The 17889-nt window shown below is 68.8% G+C and carries 14 protein-coding genes; 2 read left to right on the forward strand and 12 right to left on the reverse strand.

All coding sequences use genetic code 11. The annotated features are described in order from the left end of the window. Nucleotides 1–39: 39 nt before the first annotated feature. From ACMGFI_RS16035 to ACMGFI_RS16075, 9 genes are all read right to left on the reverse strand, one after another. Nucleotides 40–1218 carry an oligopeptide/dipeptide ABC transporter ATP-binding protein gene (locus ACMGFI_RS16035; RefSeq protein ID WP_436910838.1) on the reverse strand — a complete coding sequence of 393 codons (1179 nt, stop codon included), beginning with the start codon at nt 1216–1218 and terminating at the stop codon, nt 40–42. Beyond that, complete coding sequence (locus tag ACMGFI_RS16040; protein ID WP_436910839.1) at nt 1215–2360, reverse strand: ABC transporter ATP-binding protein; 1146 nt, start codon at nt 2358–2360, stop codon at nt 1215–1217. The genes ACMGFI_RS16035 and ACMGFI_RS16040 overlap by 4 nt, the downstream gene beginning before the upstream one ends. A 42-nt stretch (nt 2361–2402) precedes the next feature. Further along, nucleotides 2403–3428 carry an ABC transporter permease gene (locus tag ACMGFI_RS16045; protein WP_436910840.1) on the reverse strand — a complete coding sequence of 342 codons (1026 nt, stop codon included), beginning with the start codon at nt 3426–3428 and terminating at the stop codon, nt 2403–2405. A gap of 1 nt (nt 3429) precedes the next feature. After that, nucleotides 3430–4452 carry an ABC transporter permease gene (locus tag ACMGFI_RS16050; protein WP_436910841.1) on the reverse strand — a complete coding sequence of 341 codons (1023 nt, stop codon included), beginning with the start codon at nt 4450–4452 and terminating at the stop codon, nt 3430–3432. A gap of 38 nt (nt 4453–4490) precedes the next feature. Then, nucleotides 4491–5213, reverse strand: coding sequence for a YIP1 family protein (locus ACMGFI_RS16055; RefSeq protein WP_436910842.1), 723 nt, complete (start codon nt 5211–5213; stop codon nt 4491–4493). 21 nt (nt 5214–5234) lie between these two features. Then, nucleotides 5235–6209, reverse strand: coding sequence for an AAA family ATPase (locus tag ACMGFI_RS16060; protein WP_436910843.1), 975 nt, complete (start codon nt 6207–6209; stop codon nt 5235–5237). 206 nt (nt 6210–6415) lie between these two features. Then, a complete protein-coding gene (locus tag ACMGFI_RS16065; RefSeq protein ID WP_436910845.1) occupies nt 6416–6949 on the reverse strand; it encodes a DUF7519 family protein in 534 nt (177 codons plus the stop codon). Further along, the gene (locus ACMGFI_RS16070; RefSeq protein ID WP_436910847.1) at nt 6949–8967 is read right to left on the reverse strand and encodes a DUF58 domain-containing protein; all 2019 of its coding nucleotides are present in this window, start codon (nt 8965–8967) and stop codon (nt 6949–6951) included. The genes ACMGFI_RS16065 and ACMGFI_RS16070 overlap by 1 nt, the downstream gene beginning before the upstream one ends. Continuing rightward, entirely contained in the window at nt 8957–9949 is a 993-nt protein-coding gene (locus ACMGFI_RS16075) for a DUF4129 domain-containing protein (RefSeq protein WP_436910849.1), read from the reverse strand. The genes ACMGFI_RS16070 and ACMGFI_RS16075 overlap by 11 nt, the downstream gene beginning before the upstream one ends. A gap of 225 nt (nt 9950–10174) precedes the next feature. On the opposite strand from ACMGFI_RS16075, the gene ACMGFI_RS16080 reads away from it, so the two are divergent. Further along, a complete protein-coding gene (locus ACMGFI_RS16080) occupies nt 10175–11977 on the forward strand; it encodes an ABC transporter substrate-binding protein (protein ID WP_436910850.1) in 1803 nt (600 codons plus the stop codon). A 145-nt stretch (nt 11978–12122) separates the two neighbouring features. Here ACMGFI_RS16080 and ACMGFI_RS16085 read toward each other — a convergent pair whose 3' ends face one another. Next, on the reverse strand, nt 12123–14276 hold the full coding sequence (locus tag ACMGFI_RS16085) for an ABC transporter substrate-binding protein (RefSeq protein ID WP_436910851.1): 2154 nt from the start codon (nt 14274–14276) through the stop codon (nt 12123–12125). Nucleotides 14277–14413: 137 nt separating this feature from the next. Here ACMGFI_RS16085 and ACMGFI_RS16090 point away from each other — a divergent pair, with 137 nt between their 5' ends. Then, nucleotides 14414–14791: a hypothetical protein gene (locus tag ACMGFI_RS16090; RefSeq protein WP_436910852.1), complete on the forward strand. Its 378-nt coding sequence runs from the start codon at nt 14414–14416 to the stop codon at nt 14789–14791. A 100-nt stretch (nt 14792–14891) separates the two neighbouring features. On the opposite strand, the gene ACMGFI_RS16095 is transcribed toward ACMGFI_RS16090, so the two are convergent. Next, nucleotides 14892–15140, reverse strand: coding sequence for a hypothetical protein (locus tag ACMGFI_RS16095; RefSeq protein WP_436910853.1), 249 nt, complete (start codon nt 15138–15140; stop codon nt 14892–14894). Between the two features lie 366 nt (nt 15141–15506). After that, the gene (locus ACMGFI_RS16100) at nt 15507–17867 is read right to left on the reverse strand and encodes a glycoside hydrolase family 3 N-terminal domain-containing protein (RefSeq protein WP_436910854.1); all 2361 of its coding nucleotides are present in this window, start codon (nt 17865–17867) and stop codon (nt 15507–15509) included. Between the last annotated feature and the right edge of the window lie 22 nt (nt 17868–17889).

Here is a 17889-nt window from a genome sequence, read left to right on the forward strand (position 1 = left end):
CGCGGACGGATCGAAAAGAGAAACGCGTCCGCGACCGGCTCAGTCGCTGAAGCTGGACGACTCCTGGGCGTCGTACTCGTCTTCGGACGCGTCGGCCAGTTCCGCGCTGTTCCAGTACTCGTGGGTCTCCAGCGCCCGGAAGCAGGCGGTCTCGCTCTCGCCGGCGGTGTCGAACATCCCCGGCTCCTCCTGCGTGCAGACCTCGCGGGCCTCCGGACAGCGCGTGTGGAACTTGCAGCCCGAGGGCGGGTCCTCGGGGTCGGGCACGTCCACCTCGCGGACCGGCGGGTCCTCCTGGATGCGCTGTTTCGCCAGGTCCGGGTCGACGGTCGGCGTCGACCACTTCAGCACCTTCGTGTACGGGTGCGTGGGATTCTGGAGGATCTCCTCGGGCGGCCCGATCTCGACGATCTCCCCGAGGTACATGATCGCGATCCGGCCGCCCGCGCGCTTGGCGAGGTAGCGGGCGTTGGCCAGGTCGTGGCTGATGAAGATGTAGGAGGTGTCGAACGTGTCCTGCAGGTCGAGGATCAGGTCCATCATCCCGACGCGCAGGCTCACGTCCAGCGCCGAGATGGCCTCGTCGGCGAGAATGACGTCCGGGTTCATCAGCAGTGCCCGACCCAGGGCGACCCGCTGTTTCTCGCCGCCCGAGAGCTGGTGGGGATACCGCTCGGCGTAGTCTTCCGGCGGCATCATGTCCACGTACTCCAGGTAGCGGTAGATGGTGTCCTCCCGCTCTTTGGGCCCCAGCTCGGTCCGGTACTTCTTGAGCGGGTCGGCGAGGATCGCCTTGACCCGCCGCGAGGAGTTCAGCGCGTTGGCGGGGTCCTGATGGATGATCTGCATCGCGCGGCGGATCTCGGTGAACTCGATGTCCGCGTCGCGCGGGTTGGCCTTTGCGTCCCAGATATCCTGGCCGCGGTAGGTGATCGTCCCGCTGGTGGGCTGTTCGAGGCCGATCGCGGTCTTGCCGAGCGTGGTCTTGCCACAGCCCGACTCCCCGACCAGCACGACGATGTCGTTGTCGTAGAGGTCGAAGCTGACGCCGTCGACCGCGCGGACCTTCTTGTCGGTCAGCGCGCGCTTGACGATCCCGCCCGGCGTGTAGTGGACGTTCACGTCCTCGACCGACAGGATCGGTTCGTCGCTCGGTTCCTCGTCGACGGCCGCGTCGTCGGCCGTCGCGTCGTCGGCCGTGGGTTCGTCTGTGCTCATCTCTCGTCCTCCGTGGTCCCGTGGTCGAGGGTGTAGGTCAGCTCGTCGCGGGCCTGGTCCGTGTAGAAACACGCCGCCTCGTGGTCCTCGTCGACCGTCACGAGGTCGGGGTCCTCGATCTCACAGCGGTCGTCGGCGATCGGACACCGCGGGTGGAACGAACACCCCGTCGGGATGTTCACCGGGTCCGGCCGCGCGCCCTCGATGGGCTCCATCTCGTCGATGTTCGATTCGATACTCGGCACCGAGCGCAACAGCGCCCGGGTGTAGGGGTGAGCCGCGTCTTTCAGCAGCGAGCGCGTGTCGCCCACCTCGACGAACTCGAAGGAGTACATCACGCCGATGCGGTCCGAGAGGCCGGCGACCAGCGGCAGGTCGTGCGTGATGAAGACGATGGTCAGGTCGAACTCGTCGCGCAGCTCCCGGAGCATCGAGATGATCGACCGCTGCATCAGAAGATCCAGCGCCGCGGTCGGCTCGTCCATCACGAGCACCTCGGGTTCGAGCACCAGCGCGAGCGCGATGAGCGCGCGCTGTTTCATCCCCCCCGACAGCTCGTGGGGGTAGGAGTTCATCACGCGGTCCGGGTCGAGGTGCAGCGCCTCGAACAGGTCCCGGACGTGCTCCATCCGCTCGTCGAGGACCGCGTTGTGGGCCTGGATGGTCTCGTGGAAGTGGCCCTTGATCTTCATCGTGGGGTTGAACGAGTTCATCGCCCCCTGGAACACCATCGAGACCTGCTCCCAGCGGAAGTTCTTGAGCTCGCCCTCGCTCATCCCGAGCACGTCGATCGAGTCGTCACCGACGGCGTCGTAGGAGCCGATCTGGTCGGCGCTCGGGGTGTCGGTGCCCTCGTCCTCGCGGGGGTAGTAGGTCACGTCGCCCGAGAGGTGGCCGGGGTCCTCGACGGCGTCCATCAGCGCGGCCGCGAACATCGACTTGCCGGAGCCGCTTTCCCCGACGACGGCGAAGATCTCCTCGCGGCGGACGTCAAGGCTCACGTCGTTGAGCACCCACGCCTGTCCGCGGGACATCCCGAACTGCACGCGAGCGTCCTCGACGCTCATGACGATGTCCTCGTCGGGATCGTCGGCCTCCGCGGTCTCCTCCTCGGTCGACTGGTTCGATTGTCCGATTGCCATGTCAGCTCACCTCCGGTCGGTCGGTCGGTTCACGGGCGGGCATCACAGGTCACCCGCCCCGTCCTGTTCGTCCTCGGGGACCGTCTCGGAGTGGCGCGCCAGCAGGCGCGGGTTGAACACCCGGTCGAGCCCCTGCGAGAAGAGGATCAGCGAGAAGCTCACGCCCGAGATGGCCAGCAGCGGGAACAGCATCCAGTGGCCGGCGCGGCCGGGCGCGGAGATCGCGTTGCCCTGTTCGTAGGCCAGCTGCATCATCACGCCCCAGTTGAACGAGTTGAAGGGGAGCACGCCGATGAAGTACAGCGCGACCGACTGGAAGATGACCGCGACCGCGGCGCCCGCCGCGGAGACGAGCACGAACGGCGCGACCTTCGGGACCAGTTCCTGGCCGACGATCGTCGGCGTCGAGAGCCCGATCGACCGCGCCGCCTCGACGTAGTCCTCCTCGCGCAGGGACAGCACCTGCGAGCGCAACATCCTGGCCAGCCCCGGCCACTGGTCGATGGCGATGATGGTCCCGACGATGAAGGGGTCCTCCGGCGAGAAGATCGCCGCGAGGACGATGATCAGCGGCAGGCCCGGCAGCGTGATGAACACGTCGGCGATGGTCATCAGCACCGTGTCGATGACGCCGCCCTTGTAGCCGGCGATCATGCCGACGAGCACCGCGACGCCGACCGAGAAGACGATCCCGGCCAGCGCCATCTTCATCATCGCCGGCGTCGAGTGGACGAGCGTCTTGAAGACGCCCCGGCCGAGGTTGTCGGTCCCCAGGGGCATCGACCAGTCGCGGAACGGCTGGAGGTAGTAGGGCCCCTCGTTGATCTGGGGCGGGGGCACCAGCCAGACGCCAACGGTGCCCATCAGCAGGTAGAACAGGACGCCGACGCCGCCGATGCGGGTCCGCCAGTCGGACCACGCGACGCGGAACGGCGTCGCGATGTAGAAGTCGAACGCGCGGCGGGCGCGCTCGGCCGGCGGCGTCCGGCGGCGCTCGGCCTCCTCGTCGGAGCCGAAGATGCTTTCCTGTGTGACGCCCCCGTCGCTCTTTGGTGTTTTCTCGGACATCTTAGAAGCTCTCCCTCGTCGCGCCGGTCCCGGCCCGCGGGTCGATGAGCCCGTAGGTGAGGTCAGCGATCAGGATGGCCGTCACCGTGATGCCCGAGAAGAACACGAACGCGGCCATCACGAGCGGGTAGTCCTGGTTGACCGCCGCCTCGAGCATGAACCAGCCGACGCCGTGGTACTGGAAGATCTGTTCCGTGATGACGTTCGAGCTGAACATCCCCGCGATACCGAGCATGAACCCGGTGTAGATCGGGAGGATGGAGTTGCGGGTCAGGTACCGGGTCAGGATGCGGTTCGTACCCAGTCCGCGCAGGCGCGCCGACCGCAGGTAGTCACCGCCGATGACCCGCACGGTCAGCGCCCGCATCCCGATGGCACCGCCGGCGAAGCCGACGATGAAGTTCGACAGGATCGGCAGTGCCGCGTGTCTCGCGATCCCGATCATGTACTCGAGGTTGAACCCGGGGTCGGCCGCCGGCGGCGCGCGGCCGCCGGTCGGGAACAGTCCCCACTGGAACGCCAGCACCGACAGCATCACGATCGCGGCCACGTAGTAGGGGATCGACCGCATCACGAGCACGAACACCGTCAGCCCGGAGTCGATCTTGGTCCCCTCGTGCCAGGCCATGAACACGCCCACCGCGATGGTGGCGGTAAAGCCCAGCAGGAGCCCGTAGACGCTCAGGAAGATCGACCACGGCATCCCGCGGAAGAGGATGTCGAAGACGGGGTCCTGGAACAGGATCGACTCGCCGAAGTCCTGGTAGAGGATGATGTCCCGGAGCCACTCGTAGAAGGCGATCGGGATCGGCTTGTCGGGGTTGATCCCCGTCAGTTGTTCGGCCATCTCGGCGACCTCCTGCGTGTCGACCGGCTGGCCGCGCTGTTGCATCTGTTGGACCCGGTCGGCGATGATCGCCTGGACCGGCCCACCCGGAACGAGTCGGTACAGCGCGAACGTGATGAACATCCCCACGACGAAGGTCACGATCGCTTGGCTGAACCGCCGTATGTAATAGTTCATAGTGTGTGTTGGAGTGTCACAACTTCTTAATTCTTCTGTCAGAGTGCGGTGACGACGCTGTATGCGATGTACAGGACGTAGCCGAGCGTCGGGACGGCGGCGACCTTGTACGCCTCGGTCGTCGTCAGGTCGCGCACGTCCTTGATCGCGTAGGCGCTGATGTACCCGGTCCACACCGCGAAGGCGATCCCGACCGCGGTCGCAGCGAGGACGACCGTCTCACCGCTGGCCTGCGACCAGACGAACCCCGCAACCACGTCGGAGATGCTCGTCGCGATGGTGACGTCGTCCTCGGTGACCTCCAGCGTCGTCGAGGCGTAGGCCATCGCGGCGGTGTGGATGAGGTTGCCGATCAGGATCGGGGCGAGCGCCCACGCCGCCCGCTTCATCGCAACGTAGGTCGTGCCGATCGTCGTGTACAGCCAGGCGACGTAGTACGTCCCGACCCCGAACCAGATCCACAGCAGGAACGCCCCCAGCAGCGGCTCGATGACGCGCTGCTGGAGCTGGAAGCGGACCTGCTCGTTGATGACGACCGACTGGATGCCCTCGAACTGGAAGATCAGCTCCTGGAGCATCAGGTAGTTGCCCACGAGGCCGACCAGCCCGGTCACCAGCACCAGCGCGAACTCTGATTTGACGCGCCGCGTCCCGATGTACTCGTCGTAGAACCGCTCCGGGTCGGTCAGCAGCGCCCAGTAGAGGCTCAGCGTCCTGCTGATGTACGAGCCCGGGTTCCGAACCGCGTTTGAAACACCCATGATGTGTCCTCCGGTTGGTCGTTACGCCGGCGCCTCGATGGTCGGGACGGGGATCTCCTCGAGCACTTCGTCGACGATCTCCGACTTGTCCACGTCGTTGACCTGCGACTCGGCGGTCAGGCCCAGGCGGTGGGCGATGACCGGCTGGGAGACCGTCTTGACGTCGTCGGGCGTGACGTAGTTGCGCCCCTCGATGACGGCCTGGGCGCGGGCGGTCTCGTAGAGGCGCTGGGTCCCGCGCGGGCTCATGCCCGTCTCGACGCGGTGGTCGTCGCGGGTGGCCCGCGAGACGGCCGCGATGTACTCCAGCATGTCCTCGGTGACCGTCACGGTGTCCGGAACCGCCTGCAGGTTCATGACCGAGTCGTGGTCGAGCACCTGCCCGACCGACGGGGTCGTCGAGGTGCGGTCGTTGCGCCGCCGGAGCAGCTCGACCTCGCCGTCCACGTCGGGGTAGCCGATGGAGGACTTGATGTTGAAGCGGTCGATCTGCGCCTCGGGCAGCGGGAAGGTCCCCTCCTGCTCGACGGGGTTCTGTGTCGCGATGACGAAGAAGGGCTCGGGCAGCTGGCGGGTGTCACCCTCGGTGGTGACCTGGCCCTCGCCCATCGCCTCCAGCAGCGCGGCCTGGGTCTTCGGCGGCGCGCGGTTGATCTCGTCTGCGAGGACGATGTTGGCGAAGATGGGCCCCTTGTTGAACTCGAACTCGCCCTCCTGCTCGTTGTAGATGTAGGTCCCGGTCACGTCGTTGGGGAGCAGGTCCGGTGTGAACTGGATGCGGGAGAAAGACAGGCCCAGCGCCGTCGCGAAACTGTTCGCGGTCAGCGTCTTGCCGGTCCCGGGTACGTCCTCCAGCAGGACGTGGCCCTTCGAGAGCAGTCCCACGAGCACCGTCTCGAGGAACTCCTCCTCGATGATGACCGACGACTGGATCTCGTCGACGACTGCCTCCAACTGGTCACTGGCCTCCTGTATGGATAGGTCGCTCTGTGCCATGGTAAGATAGCCCGTGCTATGCCTCTTAACCCTGACGGTGTAAGACGGTTTTCCATGACGGAAAGCTGACTGACGCGCCAGTCAGCGACCGGATATCGACGGTTGCGTCGCAGTGGCGCGACGGTCGGAGAACGGACTCGGAGCGACTCGGCGAGGGGTGCAACAGCGGACGAAAAGGGAGACGCGAGCGGAAGCGGTCGACCGGCCTACTGGCGGATCGACCAGATGAAAAACAGCGCCGACAGCAACAGCAGCGTCAGGGCCGGGACGGTCAGCGAGCCCCACGGTACGATGTAGAGGCCGTAGGAGAGGCCGGCGGCCATGACGCCGACGAAGACGGTGGCGGCGACGTGGACGGCCTCGCCGCGCTGGGTCTCGGTCTGGTCGCTCATCTGACGCCCGACGCTGAAGGCGTTCCCTCCCAGGTCGAACGAGATGATCGTCGCCAGCGCCGCGAACAGCAGGAACTCCGGCACGTCGCCGAAGAAGCCGGCGACGACGATGCCGATGAAGACGATCCCCGTGCCTGCGACCGTCAGCCGCTCGGACTCGAAGACGAACAGGCCGGCGGCGACGCCGGCGAGGCCGAACAGGCCGACCGGCGCCGACAGCGGCGCGACCAGTGCCGTCGTCACGACCGCCAGCAGCGCCGCGGCGACCGCGATGATACTACTGAACCGTGCGGGCGAGTGAGTGACCTCGACCGCGTTGAACTCGTCGTCCTGGATGTCGAAACTCATTATGCCCACCTCGTCTGTGCTTTCTCGACCTCGAGCGACAGGCGCTCGTCGGGGTCCCAGTCCATGACGCGGATCCCCCGTTCGCGGAGGTACCGGACCCGCGCGGTCCGCTCGATGCGCGTGAGCCGCTGGCCGACCGTCTCGTCGACGGTCACGTCGGGGCTGATGACGGTGACCAGGTGGCCCTCGGAGTCGAGCCGCCGGGCGACCTCGGCCGCGTAGTCGTCCGCCAGCGGCGAGAACAGGAACACCTGCGAGGTGCTCGGCAGCCGCCGGCGCACGTGGGTCATCGGGTCGATGTACTGGCTCTCGTGGTCCTGTCGCTCGGGCGGCCGCGGCGACAGCGCCGGGTGCTGGGCGAACAGGACCCGGGCGTTCTCCAGGTGCTCGCTGCCGGCGCCGGGCGCGTACCAGCAGGGCACCGTGTCGAAGGCGGCGACGCCCACGAGGTTGCCCTGGTCGTACAGCGCGCCGAACATGTCGCTGGCTGCGTGGACCGAGTGGTCGACCGCGTGCGGTTCGTCGACGCCCGCCGAGATGTACGCGCTCTGTCGGGTGTCGAACAGGATGGTGACCGTCGCGGCCTTCTCCTGGCGGAAGTCGATGGTCGCGAGTTCGCCGGTGCTGGCGACCTGCTTCCAGTTGATGCGGTTCATCGGGTCGCCGGGGCGGTAGTCGCGGACGGAGTGGAACTCCAGCCCGGCGCCGCCCTGCTTGGTGTCGACGTCGCCGGCGTACTGCGTGGTCTGGGCGCGCACCGGCACGTCGTTGGTGACCCGCAGCGGCGGGGTGACCCGCATCCCCGCGTCGGGCGTGACCAGCGACGTGCGCTCGACGCCGCCGCTGAAGTCCCGCGCGACCACGAGCAGCGGCCACTCGTACTCGCCGCGCTCGACGCGGACGGTGTACTCCAGCTGGGCCTGCGCGCCCGACTGCAGGGCCGTGTGCAGGCGCGGGACGCCGTCGGTGACGACGAACGAGTCCGGCACCACGTCGACCATCCGCAGGTCGGGCAGCATCGACCCGCTCTCGTTGCGGACCGTCAGCGTCACCTCGACGAGGTCGCCCGGCTCGGGGTCGTCGGTGTCGAACTCGCGCTCGACGACCAGCCCCTCCGTCTTGGGCACGGCGGAGACGCGCCCGTAGATGGTGTAGGCGATGCCGACCGTCCCGGCGAGCATCAGGCCGGGGGTGAACGTCATCACGCCGGCGCCGACGGCGACCAGCGCGAACGCCGTCACGCCGAGCCAGCGGTTCGTGTGCTGCAGGCTCACGTCCTCGAACGGCTCGCTCGTGTCGAAGGTCGGCACCGAGGAGTTCGGCTCGTTCCAGTTGGACTCGACGGCGTCGTCCTCGTCGCCGTCGTCGGCCGAGCGGCCGAGCAGGCGGTCGAAGAAGGAGCGGTCGTCGCCCTCCTTGACGTCGACGTCGTGGCTCACGTCCACGTCGCCGACCTCGATGAGCTCCTCGACGGTGACGCGGAACTGGTTCTCGAAGGCGGCCACGTCGTCGGTGCCCGACAGCAGCGACTCCGACAGGCCGGCCTCCTCGGCAGCGGTCCGCTCGCCCCGGAAGAAGTCCGCGGCGGTCTCGTTGTCCGTCCACTCGCCCGCCTCGAGGATGCGCCGGGCCTCCTCGACCGAGCAGTCCTCCCGGTTGCGGATGACCGCGACCGCGAGATTCTCCAGCCGCTCCTCGAGGTGCTCGCGGTTCTCGGTGACCCCCTGGCGGAGGTGGGTCATCTCGTAGAGCATCCGGTCGACGTCCTCGCCGGGCATCGGGTTGCCCGCGGGCCGCTCGGGGTCGGGCGTGACCGTCTCCTCGACCTCGCCGCGGAGCCGCCGGCGGACGACGCCCAGCCCGGTCACCAGCGCGATGATCCCGACCAGGAAGACCCCCTGCGTCGCGGACGGGAGGGCGCTCGAGAGGTCGGGGACGACGATCATCGCCGCCGCGGCGGCGAAGAGGATCGCCCCGATGGCGATCAGTATGCGGTTGAGGATCGTCTCAATATCCATCGTCACCCTCCTCGCCGACCGACGAGTCGGTGGTACCGCCGTACTCCTGCTCGATGTTGCGGAACACGTCGATGGCCAGGTCCTCGCGGCTCTCGGCGTCGCGCTTGCCGTAGCGGACCTCCTCGAACAGCCGCGTCAGCTCGGCCACGTCGTCCTCGCCCAGCCCCACGTCGACCGCGGCCTCGGCGAACTCGCCGGGCGTCGCGCTGTCGGGGTTGGGCACGTCGAGCATGCTCGTCATCTCCCACCACGCGCGGTAGACCTCGTTGTCCACGTCGGCGTTGTGCTCTTCGAGCCGGTCGGCGGCGCGGCCGGCCGCCTGAGCGAGGTCCATCACGTCGGCGCCCTCGCCCTCGTCGACGGCCTCCTCCTCCATGGTGGTGATCGCCTGGTCGCCGGAGGCGCGGAACAGGACCGCGGCCGTCGCGACGAGCACGACGCCGAACACGCCGAGGATGGCCGCGGGGGGCACGTCCATCGACGCGACCGGCGACGCGGACGCGTTGGTCCCGACGTTGGCCGTGCTGTTACCCAGCCCGGGGCCACCGACGGTCGCGCAGTCGGTCCCCAGGAAGTACGCCAGGAGCACGGGCGGCGCGAGCGCGTACAGCCCGAGGAACGCCGCGCCGAACGAGTAGCGCCGCTTGATCAGGAAGACGAGCATCGCGGCGGCGCCGAAGTACACGAGTCCGCCGTACCACGTCGTCAGCGGCTCGATACAGGTGGTGTACTGGACCGTGTCGCCGCCGGAGGGGTCCCCGCTGCGGTTGAGACCGTCCCCGCCGCCCGGGCCGTCACCGTTTCCGCCGCCCTGGTTCTGCCGCTGCTCGTTGGGATCCTGGGCCGGATCCTGCCCGCCACCGGCCGCCGCCCCGGTGTCGACGGTCGCCGTGATGGTCGCGGCGCCGACGGCGACGGCCGCCATCGCCACGAGCCCGATCACGACGAACCGCAGGGCTTCCTGTGACACATAATCATCCATACTACGACTTGTACGATCGACCCTATATGTCTTTTCCGCTTGCCGGAGCGCGGATGGCGCGATCCGCTCGGTAGCGATGGGCGCTCCCCGCGCGGTCGGTGGAGGGAGAGATCCGTTCGCACCCGGAGCGTCTCGGGTTTCCGCGGGGGGACTCCCGGACGAACCGCCCGCGGACGGATCTCGGCCCCGGAGGCCTTAAGGCGGGTCGTCCATAACCTCGCGGCGATGGATCCTGGTTCCGAGGGGCGGGCGGGCGACGGTCTGAGCCGGCGGGCGTACCTCGCCGCGGTCGGCGCCGGCCTGGCCGGGTCGGTGGCCGGCTGCACCGAGCCGAACGATATCGTCGACTCGCCGCGGGTGTTCGGCTTCCAGTTCCCGTACGTCCCCGAGAACGTCCACGTCGGGCCGTGGTCCTCCTCCGACCCCGCGGCCTTCTACTCGATCCTCTTCGAAGCCGAGTCCTACACCACGCCGGGCGGCGACCGCCGGCTCGGCGAGGTGGTCGAGTCGCTCGACGTCGACGGCGACGCCGCGACGGTCACCTACGCCGACGGGTACACGTGGTGGTCGGGCGACCCCGTCACCGCCCGCGACGCGTGGGTCGAGGAGCGCATCGGGTCGTTCGTGGCCGGCGACCGGGGCTACGATGTCGAGCTCCGCGACGACCGGGCCCTCCGGTATCGCTTCGACCGACCGCTCGACCGACCGCTCGCGCTCTCGACGGCCGTCGGCGGCGCCGTCCGGACCCGGGTCGACCGCTACGAGCCGTGGCTGGAGCGGCTCCGCGACGCCGGGACCGACGAGCGCCGCACCGAGGTCGTCGCCGAACTCCGGACCGACAGCCCCGGGCTGGAGACGCTCGCCGACGAGGGGCTGGGCTGTGGCCCCTACGAACTGGTCGAGGTGTCGATCAACCGGCTGATGCTGGAGCGCTACGACGACCATCCCCGCGCCGACGAGGTCGCGGTCCCGCGGCTGTGGTTCCCCGTCGTCCAGTCGGTCTCGATCGAGAACCTCGTCGACAAGGGGTGGCTCGACGGCGGCACCGGAGACCTCGCCGACGAGCGGGGCGACCCGCCGGAGAACCTCGAACAGCTCGCGACCTACCCGACCGACTCGGGGACCAAGCTCGTGCTCGACTGGCGGGACCCACACCTCGGGCGCCGCCCCGTCCGGCGGGCGGTCCTCTCGGTCGTCCCGGTCGACCAGATCGTCGACGTGGCCGACTGGGGCGAGCCGATCGAACGGCAGACCGGTCTCTCCGCGCCCGCCGCGCGCCGGTGGCTCCCCGACGAGGTCCGCGAACAGCTCCACCGCTACCCCGTCGAGGCCGACGAGGAGGCCGCCGCCGAGTACATGCGCGGGGCGGGCTACAGCCGCGACCGGAACGGCGACTGGCGCGGTCCGGACGGCGAGCGGCCGCGGATCCGGATCGCGACGCCGGTGTGGTCGGACTTCGTCTCCGCGACCGAGGTCGTCGCGTCGAGCCTCTCGCGGTTCGGCTTCGACGTCGAGACCGACCGGCTCACGAACAGCAACGTCTACGCCGCCGTCTCGAACCACACCCACGACATCGTCGTCTGGAACTTCGACGGCGACCCCTACAGCGTCTACGACGTGACCAGCGACGGGGCCACCACGGTCGGCTACGGCGTCTCGGGCCCCGACGCCGAGGCGGGCAGTCGCGGCAAACCCGTCGAGGTCTCGGTCCCCCGGACGCCCGGGGCGGTCGACGCCCCGGAGGGCGAACGCCGGACGGTCGACCTCCTCGAGACCTGGCGGACCATCGAGGCGCCGAACGACCGGGCCGCGACCGTCGACGCCGTCGCGACGTTCGCGACCTGGTGGAACGACGCCCTCCCCGACATCTACCTGGGCAACGCCGTCGACGGCCTCTGGGGCAACACCCGCGACTTCGAGTGGCCGTCCTACGACGCCGACCCCGAATACGGGACCGCCGGCCCCGCCGGCCAGCCGATCTTCCACATGCTGAAACACGGCGCGATCCGCCCGGCGACCGACGAGTGACGGGCCGGCGGACGGCGAGACCCCGCCGTGTTCCGAGAGTACGGATCGAACCGTAGCGAGCGCTCTCGCTGTCGGGCGACGAACGGAGAGAAACGTCGGCCCGGGCGACCCGGGTGGTCGGCGGTCGATACGGGGAGTCAGCCGCTTACTGCGGCGGTTCGAAGTCGGTGTCGGTGCTGGCCTGGGCGATGCCGCCGAGCACGAGCACGTCCTCGATACCGAACGAGCGCTCGTAGTCGAACGCGCGGGCCGAGGGGTCCGGCCAGTCGAAGTCGCGGACGTCGCCGAACGACCCCATCAGGTACTGGTGGAAGACGAAGTGCGGGACGTAGAAGTTGTAGTACTTCGCGCAGGTGCGGTACAGTTCCTGCAGTTCCTCCTCGCTGTTCCCGGGCGCGCGGATCTGGTTGACGGTCTCGACGAGGTTGACCTCGGTCGCGTTGTCGAGGTCGGGCGACTTGCCGGCCTCGTCGGGCGCCTCGAAGGCGCCGGGCTCGTTGGGCACGTCCTGGACGATCGGCTTGCCCTGGGTGTCGACCTCGTCCTCGGGGTCGGCGTCGAAGGGGTTGCCGGTCGGGCTGCCGGCGACCAGGCCCAGGTCCCACCACGCGCCGCGGTCGTGGTAGTACTGGAAGACGTACGGGTCGCCGTGCCAGAACATGGTCGAGTCGTAGTTGAGCCCCTCGTTCGGGTTGATCGAGGTCGACCAGTTGTTCCAGCCCATCGTGGTGAAGTTCACGCCGAAGCCCCAGTTGGCGAGGTTCGCGCGGATGGTCTGGGCGCCCTGGACGTTGGCGGGGCTGCCCGACCGCGAGGAGAGGTCGATCGACGCGGGGTTGCCGTTGGGGTCGACCCACTGGCCGCCCTGCTTGCTGTAGCCCGCCCGCCGCATGTACTCGTTGGCGTTCTCCTTGTTCGAGGACCGCGAGTAGAGGTGCAGGCTATCGAGGAAGTCCTCGGAGAAGGTGCTCTCGGACTGGGCGTCCAGCAGGAAGGTGTCGTGCTGGGTGACCTGGGAGGCGTCCTCGCCCCAGCCGTTCGCGGAGACGGCGTTCCAGTCGATGGCCTCGATGAGCGCGCGGCGCACCCAGAGGTTCTGAAGGTGCTCGTTCTGCCAGTTGAGCTGCCAGACGTCGCCGCCCGTCGCGCGCAGCCACCGGGTGAACTCCTGCACGTGGTCCGGGAGCGTCTCGCGGGTGGTCGCCCCGCTGTCGGTGACGGCCCCGGAGTCGACGTCGAGCACGCCCTCGTTGACGAGCGTCTGACGCCGGTCGCCCTCCGCCCAGTAGAGCGCGAGCCGCTCGACGTTGGTGTGTTCGGCGTTGGGGTGGTCCTCGTTGAGGTGGAGGATCACCCGCTCGGAGCCCACGTCGTCCATCGACTCCAGCCGGTAGGGACCCGTGCCGGCGAGCATCTCGTCGGTGCCGCCCTCCATGGCCATGCGGTCGAGGCTGATCCGGTCGCTGACGAGCTCGTCCGTGATCGAGCTGACCTGGTCCGAGTTGCCCGCGTCCCGGTACCGTTCGAGGTACGGCTCGGTGAAGTCCGGGTGGATCGGCGGGTTACCGTCGACCGGGCCGGCGTTCGAGCGTAGCACGACCCGTGCCGTCGGGTTCGGGTCCTGCTCGGGGACCGACCCCTTCGCCTGCCACATGTGGTGGGTCCACTGGGACTCGGCGCGCTCGTTGAACGTCGCGCCCTCGGTGAACTTGTTCCCGTCCTGGAACCAGTGGACGTGGTTGTGCGTCTCGCGGGCGACCGCGTCGTGGGGGTCGCCGTTCCAGTAGGCCGACCGCTCGTCGTGGTGGTCGTACCAGTCGTACGGCGGCTCGACCTCGTAGCCCGAGATCCACGTCATGATCTCGATCTCCTCGTGGTTGGGCTTGTGCGGAGACGGCACCGTCGTCCCGGAGTACGACAGGTTCGTCGTGTGGACGTTCCGCAGCCCGTGGAGGTCGGACATCCACAGGTCGCCGATGGTGTTGTCCTGGGGCGTCCAGGGGTTCCAGTTGAACACGTCCGGCGAGTTCGCCACCGCGTAGTTGATCTGTCGAGTCACCGGCTCCTCGGCGGTCGCGGTGGCGCTGTCGGTCTCGGTGTCACCACCGTCGCCGCCGTCGCCGCCGTCGCCACCGTCGCCGCTGGGCGTCGGTGTCGGGGTAGCGTCCGAGCCGGGTGTGTCGGTGGATCCACCGTCGCTCCCACAGCCAGCCACGCCCGCGGCTCCCATTCCAGCCAGTATCTGCGCGTACCGGCGTCGCGATAACTCCTTGTCACGGATGCTGTCAGGCTTCCGCATACCTCTACCTTCTGCCAGCTCTATATAAAACTTCCTGATTATTTCATACGGGGCCGTCGCTGATCTTGCCGAGGCGCGCGACGCGGCCGCGCCCGCAAGCGCAACCTTCAAATAGGTGTGTGAAACAGTCTATCGCAATGCGACAGGAACTCGAACGCGGCCGGCAGGAGGCGGACGGCGTCCGGGCGTACCTGCTTGGGCTGTACTACTTCATGACCGGGAACGTCTCGCTGATGATCATCGTGATGGGCGTGGGCTGTATCGTCCTGGGAGCCACGCTCATCAACGGGACGCCCGCCATCGTCATCGGCGGCGAGGCCGGCCCGATCTCGCTGATGAACGGGATCCCCGACCAGTACCAGGCGTTCGGACAGGTCGAGGGGATCGTCCTCGCACACAAGGTCTTCGCCGCGATGCTGGGTATCTTCGGGACGACCCTCATCATCCTCGGGGCGACCGCGTACGGCTTCCTGCTGGCGAACAAGCTGTACGCCCGCGCGACGTCGTCGGCCTGACTGTCCCCCCGGATTTCTCCCGTCGGTCCCACGGCCCGTAGCCACCCAGCCGGCGGGATCGGATCCCGACCACCCCAGTCGGGATTCGCTCCGCCCGTCCTCAGATAGCCCGCTGTCGACAGAACCACAGCGCCCAGCCGCTGAGGAGGGCGAACGCGGCGCTCCCGACGACGTTCATCACCGCCACGACGAACAGCGACGAATCCGCGTCGGTGACCACCAGGTACGGGAGCTGGAGCAGCAGGAACACGACGGCGATCGTGAACACGCCGAGGATCTTCCGGTTCTGTTCGCACAGCGCCTCGGCCGCCGCCTCCCTGCCCGTCTGCTCGTCGCCCTGCTCGCTCACGAGCCGATCCCTCCGTCGTCGACCGACGCCCGAACCATGCCCGTCGGTTGACGTGGGCCCCCGAAAAGGATTGCCACACCGGCGAAGGACCGACCGCCGCCCTCGGCCGTCCCGTCGACGAGCGCTATCAGGCGTGAGAACACGACTCGTGACGTGCCGGGCTCGCGACGCCGCACCCGCGACCGAAAGGACGGAGAGAAACAGATCACAAATAAAATTGTCCCCGCGTGCGCGCGTGAAACGGGGGTCGTTCTGTCGACGGACGGTTGTATCACGTTCGATAATGAACGTGCAAGGTGGCCGCGATGCAGGTGCCGGGCGCGGACGGTCGGCCCGAGGCGGTAGAAACGGCGACCGGAGGACCGGTCAGGCCCGGTCGAGGCTCGTCTCGGTGAAGTAGCGGCGGCTCGTCCGCGGGACCCGCTTCGTGTCGGTCACCGACAGGCGGGCGGTCTCGGCGATCTCCTCGGCCGAGTGGCCGACCTGGAGCTCGTAGTCGCCGGCCTCGACGGCGAGGTCGGCGTTGCGGTCGTGGTAGGCGAGCTGGCTCGCGCCCAGCTCGAAGGTGACCCGCGTCGACTCGCCGGCGTCGACGTCGACGCGCTCGAAGCCGACCAGTTCCCGCACCGGACGGGCCAGGTCGGGGTTCTCGGCGGAGACGTACAGCTGGACCACGTCGCTGCCGTCGCGGTCGGCCGTGTTCTCGACGGTGACGCTCGCGGTGAACGTGCCCGAGGGCTCGACCTCCACGTCCGACAGATCGAGGTCGGAGTACTCGAACTCGGCGTAGCTGAGGCCGTGGCCGAACGGGTAGACCGGCTGGGCGTCGTCGTAGACGTACGTCTCGCTGTAGGTGTTGGGCTTGCGGCTGTAGTGGACCGGGAGCTGCCCGACGGACTTGGGCATCGACACCGGCAGGTGGCCGCCGGAGTCGTGGCCCTCGAAGACCACGTCGACGACGGCGTTGCCGGCCTCCTCGCCGGGGAGCCACGCCTGGACGACGGCGTCGGCGCCCGCGTCGATCTCCGGGATCGCGTGGGGCTTGCCGCTGACGAGCACGACGACGACCGGCGTGTCCGTCCCCTCGACCTGCGCGACGAGCTGCTCCTGGACGCCCGGCAAGCCGAGGTCGGTCACGTCACACCCCTCGCCGCTGGTCGGGACCATCGGCTTCTCGGACTTCTCGGCGTCGACGTCGGAGAAGTCGACGGCCGAGCGCGCGCCGACGAACGCCAGCGCCACGTCGGCGTCCTCCGCTGCCTCGACGGCGCGGCCGATCTTGTCCGTCGAGGTGCCCGTCGCGGTACAGCCCTGGGCGTAGGTCACGTCGGCGTCGACGCGGTTCTCGATGGCCGCCAGGGGGGTGTCGGCCTCGAACTCGTACTCCTCCTCGGGGTAGTGGGCGGCGTAGGCGTAGTCGCCCAGCATCCCCTTCTTGTCGTCCGCCTTCGGGCCGACCACGGCGACGGAGTCGGCGTCGTCCAGCGGCAGCAGGTCGCCCTCGTTCTTGCAGACGACCAGCGAGTCGCGGGCGGCCTCGCGGGCGAGCCCGGACGCGGCCTCGTCCTCGTAGGGGTCGGTCGCGGCGTCGACGTCGACGGTCGGGTCGTCGAACAGCCCCTTCTCGAACTTCGCGCGCAGCACGCGGCGGACCGACTCGTCGAGCGTCTCCTCGGCGAGGTCGCCGTCGCGGACGGCCTCCGCGAGGTACTCGTAGCAGTCCGTGTTGGGCAGTTCCACGTCGATGCCGGCCTCGACGGCCGAGACGGCGGCCTCCTGCTGGGTGGCGGCGACGCCGTGTTCCTCCTTGAGGAAGTCGACGCTGAAGTAGTCGGAGACGACGTGGCCGTCGAAGTCCCACTCGCCGCGCAGCACGTCGGTCAGCAGCCACTCGTCTTTCGCGCAGGGGACGCCGTCGATGTCGTGGTAGGCGTTCATCACGGCCTCGGCGTCGCCCTCCTGGATCGCCGCCTCGAAGGGGAACATGTGGACCTCACGGAGCGTCCGCTCGCTCACGTCGACCGACGAGCGGTTCTTCCCGCCCGCGCCGACGCCGTGGCCGACGAAGTGTTTGAGCGTCGCGGAGATGCCGTCGGCGGGGGAGTCGCCCTGCAGGCCGGAGACGTAGGCGGTCGCCATCTCGGCGATCAGGTACGGGTCCTCGCCGAAGGTCTCCTCGACGCGGCCCCAGCGGAGGTCGCGGGCCACGTCCAGCACCGGCGAGAGGGCGTGTGCGGTGCCGATGGCCTCGAGCTGGTCGCCGATGGTGTCGGTGACCGCCGCCATCAGGTCGGGGTCCCAGGTGCTGGCCATGCCGATGCCCTGGGGGAAGGTGGTGCCCTCGGGGCCCATGTAGCCGCTGAGACACTCCTCGTGGGGGATCGCGGGGACGCCGAGCCGCGTCTCCTCGGCGAGGTACTCCTGGATCTCGTTGGTGACCGAGGCGGCCTGTTCCGGCGGGAGGCTCCCCTCGCCGCCGACCCGGGTGAGGTGACCGACCCCGTCGCCGAGCAGTTCGTCGGCGACTTCGCGGTTGAGCTCGCCGTCCTCGACGAGCTCGTGGCCGTCCTCGTCCTCGCCGGCGTTGTCGGCGACGCCGCTGCTCGGGCTGACCGACCCGAGCTGGGCGGCCTTCTCCTCGACCGTCATTCGTGAGAGCAGATCCTCGATACGCCGCGATGTCGGTACCGTCGAATCGCGATAGGCTGCGTCGGAGTCGGCTGTCATTACGCCTGTCCGGTGGTGGACG

Origin of the sequence: Halosimplex marinum, from assembly GCF_051414075.1 — an archaeon.
Lineage (GTDB): Archaea > Halobacteriota > Halobacteria > Halobacteriales > Haloarculaceae > Halosimplex > Halosimplex marinum.